The organism is Ornithinibacter sp. (assembly GCF_035443565.1).
GTDB lineage: Bacteria > Actinomycetota > Actinomycetes > Actinomycetales > Dermatophilaceae > Fodinibacter.
Genome location: NZ_DAORSO010000172.1, coordinates 1 through 4,090, shown reverse-complemented (window position 1 = coordinate 4,090; position 4,090 = coordinate 1). Strand labels below are relative to the sequence as shown.

Here is a 4,090-nt window from a genome sequence, read left to right as displayed (position 1 = left end):
ACGAACTGGCCGAGCAGCTTGTCGGAGACGTCCTGCATCACCCCGCGCCCGAACTGCGCCGGCTTGCCGGTGACCGACAGGTCGGTCGTGACGTCGACCCGGGTGCCCTCACCCGAGGGCGCGAGCTGGATCGTCACGGTGGCCCCGGCCGTGCCGTTGCCCCGCTTGTCCTTGCCCTTGGCCTCGATGACGGCCCGGTACGCCTGGTCGTCACGCTCGAGGAACGTGCCGGCACCGGCGTACTGGAGCGCGATGGGGCCGAGCTTGACCTTCACCGTGCCGGCGAAACCGTCGTCGCTGGCGTCGGTGACGACCGCGCCGGGGAAGCAGCTGCCGACCCGGTGCAGGTCCATGAAGGTCGCCCAGGTGGTGTCGATCGGGGCGGGGACGGTGAAGTCGTGCGTCAGCTCCATGCGGGCGTCAGCCTCCGAGCGCGGTGAGCACGGCGCGACGGGTGAGCACCCGCGCGAGGTGCCGCCGGTAGTCGGCATCACCGTTCAAGTCACTCGGCGGGTTCGTGCCGTCGGCGACGGAGTCGCAGGCGTCACCGAGGTCCGCGGCCGACCGGCCCACGAGGGCGGCCTCGACCGAGGGCGCCCGCAACGGGGTCGAGCCCATGTTGGTCAGGCCGACCCGGGCCTCGGCGATCGAGCCGCCCTCGACGCGCAGGGCCACGGCGATGCCGACGATCGACCACTGGTGGGAGACGCGCACGAACTTCTCGTAGTGCGACCCCCAGCCGGTGTGCTTGGGGATGCGGATGGCCGTGAGCAGCTCACCCTCACCGACGGCGGTCTCGAACAGGTCGAGGAAGAACTCGCTGACCGGCACGGTCCGCTCGCCGTCCTGGCCGCGGATGACGAGCTCGGCGTTCAGCGCCAGGACAGGCGCCCCGACGTCTCCCGCGGGGTCGGCGTGCACCAGGGCACCGCCGACGGTGCCGCGGCGCCGGATCTGCGGGTCGGCGACCTCCTCGACGGCCTGCACGAGCAGCGCCGCGTGGGTGCGCAGGAGCGGGCTCGCGATGACGTCGGCATACGTCGTCATCGCGCCGATGACGACGTGGTCGCCGTCCTCGTGGATGCCGCGCAGCTCGTCGATGCGTCCGAGGTCGACGATCTGCTCGGGCGCGTTGAGGCGCATGCGCAGGATCGGCAGGAGCGACTGTCCACCGCCGAGGACCTTGGCCTCGTCGCCTGCCTCGGCCAGAGCAGCCAGGGCCTCGTCGATCGTCGTGGGGGCGACGTAGTCGAATGCTGCGGGGATCACTGGCCTGCTCCGTCCGTCGCGCCTGCTGCTGGATCGTGGTTGGGTGCGCCGTCGGCGAAGTGCGGCTGAGCCTCGTCGGCCGCTCCGCCACCCGACGACCCGGCCGACCGGATGGCCTTCCACACCCGTTGGGGCGTACACGGCATCTCGATGTCGGCGACGCCGAGGTGACGCACGGCATCCACGACGGCGTTGACGACCGCGGGCGTCGAGGCGATGGTGCCGGCCTCGCCGACCCCCTTGGTGCCGAGGGTGTTCGTCGTCGACGGTGAGGTGGTGTGCTCGCTGACGTAGTTGATCGTGTCGGCCGCGGTCGGGAGCGTGTAGTCGACGAACGAGCCGGACACCAAGGTGCCCTGGTCGTCGTACTCGGCGCCCTCGAACAGCGCCTGCGCGATGCCCTGGACGAGGCCGCCGTGGATCTGGCCCTCGACGATCAGCGGGTTGACGATGGTGCCGATGTCGTCGACGCACACGTACTTGCGCATCGTCGTGGCGCCGGTCTCGGTGTCGACCTCCATCGCGCACAGGTGGGTGCCGTGCGGGAAGGAGAAGTCGATCGGGTCGTAGGTGGCGTCGGCGTCGAGGCTGGGCTCGACCCCGTCGGGCAGGTTGTGCGCCGCGAAGGTCGCGAGCGCCACGTCGGTGATGCCGATGCCCTTGTCGGTGCCGCGCACCGTGAACCGACCACCCGCGAACTCGAGGTCGTCGACGCTGGCCTCGAGCAGATGGGCCGCGATGGGGCGGGCCCTCTCGATGACCTTGTCGGCGGCCCGCACGATGGCCTCACCGCCGACGACGAGCGAGCGCGACCCGTAGGTGTCCAGGCCCTTGGGCGCGATCTGGGTGTCGCCGTGCAGCACCTCGACGTTCTCGAAGGGGATGCCGAGCCGGTCGGCGACGATCTGGCTCCACGCCGTCTCGTGGCCCTGGCCGTGCGGGGTGGCCCCCGAGACGACCTCGACGGTGCCGGTCGCGAGCATCCGGATGCTGGCGCTCTCCCAGCCGCCGGCGCCGTAGCTGAGCGAGCCGAGCACCCGCGAGGGCGCCAGGCCGCACATCTCGGTGAACGTCGAGACGCCGATGCCGAGCTGCACGGGGTCGCCGGACTCGCGGCGGGCCTTCTGCTCGGCGCGCAGCTCGTCGTAGCCGAAGAGCTCGAGCGCCTTGGCGGTGGCGGCCTCGTAGTTGCCCGAGTCGTAGGTCATGCCCGCGACCGTGGTGAACGGGAACTCGTCGTGGGTGATCCAGTTCTTCTCGCGGATGGCGATCGGGTCGACCCCGACCTCGACGGCGAGCTCGTCCATGAGCCGCTCGATGGCGTAGGTGGCCTCGGGCCGCCCGGCGCCGCGGTAGGCGTCGACCCAGGTCTTGTTCGTCAGCACCGTCTGGCAGTTGAACTGGTAGGCCGGGAACTTGTAGATGGCGTTGAACATCCACGCGCCGAGCACCGGCACCCCGCCGCCGACGATGGCGACGTAGGCACCGAGGTCGGCGAGCAGCTCGACCTTGAGCCCGGTGACGGTGCCGTCCTTCTCGGCCGACAGGGTCAGCTTCTGCCACTGGTCGCGGCCGTGGTGCGCCGAGACCATCGTCTCGGAGCGCGTCTCGGTGAACTTGCACGGCTTGCCGAGCTTGCGGGCGACGGCGATCGTCGCGAACTCCTCGGGCGTGGTCTGCAGCTTGCCACCGAAACCACCGCCGACGTCAGGAGCGATGACGCGCACCTTGGACTCGGGGATGCCGGTCGTCGCGGCGATCGCGAAGCGCAGGATGTGCGGCACCTGGGTCGCCGACCACACGATCATCTGGTCGCCGGTCGGGTCGACGACGGTGGAGCGGGGCTCCATGAAGGCCGGCACGAGGCGCTGCTGGCGGTACTCGCGCTCGATGACGATGCCGTCGACGCGGGCCTTGGCGATCGCCTCGTCGACGTCGCCGCCGGTGCCCTGCTCGGCGGAGTCGAGCTTCCAGAAGGCCGACTTGTTCGTCCCGAGGGAGGGGTGCGCGAGCACGGTGTCGGCAGCGGCCTCCTTGAGGTCGAGCACGGCCGGCAGCTCACCCCACTCGACGTCGACGAGCTCGACGGCGTCACGCGCGGCCGCGGCCGAGCGGGCTGCGACGACGGCGACGATCTCACCGGCGCAGGCGACCCGCTCGACGGCCACCGGCAGGTGGGTCGGGGTGACCTGGTCGGGGGCGATCGGCCAGGCGTTGATGTTCACGCCCTGGCTGTCGGCGAGGTCGGCGCCGGTGAACACGGCGATGACCCCGGGGCTGGCGGCGGCGGCACTGGTGTCGATGCCGTCGATCGTCGCGTGGGCGAAGGGGCTGCGCACCATCGCCAGGTGCAGCATCCCGGGCAGCTGGATGTTGTCGGTCCACTTCGTGCGACCGGTGATGAGGCGCGCGTCCTCCTTGCGCTTGCGGGCGGTGCCGACCTCGGATGCCGGGCGGTCGTCGACGGCGGTCATCAGGCCTCACTCCCCTGGCTGGCTCCGGAGGCTGCGCCGGCCGGCTCGTTCATGCTGCTCGCGCAGGCCGCCACCGCCTTGACGATGTTGTGGTAGCCGGTGCACCGACACAGGTTGCCCTCGAGGCCGACGCGGATCTGCTCCTCGGTCGGGTTCGGCGTCTCGGCGAGCACGTCGATGGCCTGCATGATCATGCCCGGCGTGCAGTAGCCGCACTGGAGGGCGTGGTTGTCGTGGAACGCCTGCTGCATGGGGTGCAGCTCACCGTGCGGGGCGATGCCCTCGATGGTCGTCACCTCGTGCCCGTCGGCCTGCACGGCCAGGACGTTGCACGACTTCACGCTGCG

Annotated in this window: 4 protein-coding genes; all 4 read right to left on the bottom strand. The window is 71.0% G+C overall.

Features of this window, described 5'->3' with window-relative positions:
- Nucleotides 1-413: SRPBCC family protein (locus PLL68_RS12755; RefSeq protein ID WP_324534646.1), on the bottom strand; the 413-nt coding region annotated here is incomplete at its 3' end.
- A 7-nt stretch (nt 414-420) separates the two neighbouring features.
- Complete coding sequence (locus PLL68_RS12750) at nt 421-1,269, bottom strand: FAD binding domain-containing protein (protein ID WP_324534644.1); 849 nt, start codon at nt 1,267-1,269, stop codon at nt 421-423.
- Nucleotides 1,266-3,743 carry a xanthine dehydrogenase family protein molybdopterin-binding subunit gene (locus PLL68_RS12745; protein WP_324534642.1) on the bottom strand — a complete coding sequence of 826 codons (2,478 nt, stop codon included), beginning with the start codon at nt 3,741-3,743 and terminating at the stop codon, nt 1,266-1,268. Before PLL68_RS12745 ends, PLL68_RS12750 begins: the two co-directional genes overlap by 4 nt.
- The coding region (locus tag PLL68_RS12740) for a (2Fe-2S)-binding protein (protein WP_324534640.1) at nt 3,743-4,090 on the bottom strand (348 nt) is incomplete at its 5' end. The genes PLL68_RS12740 and PLL68_RS12745, both read right to left, overlap by 1 nt.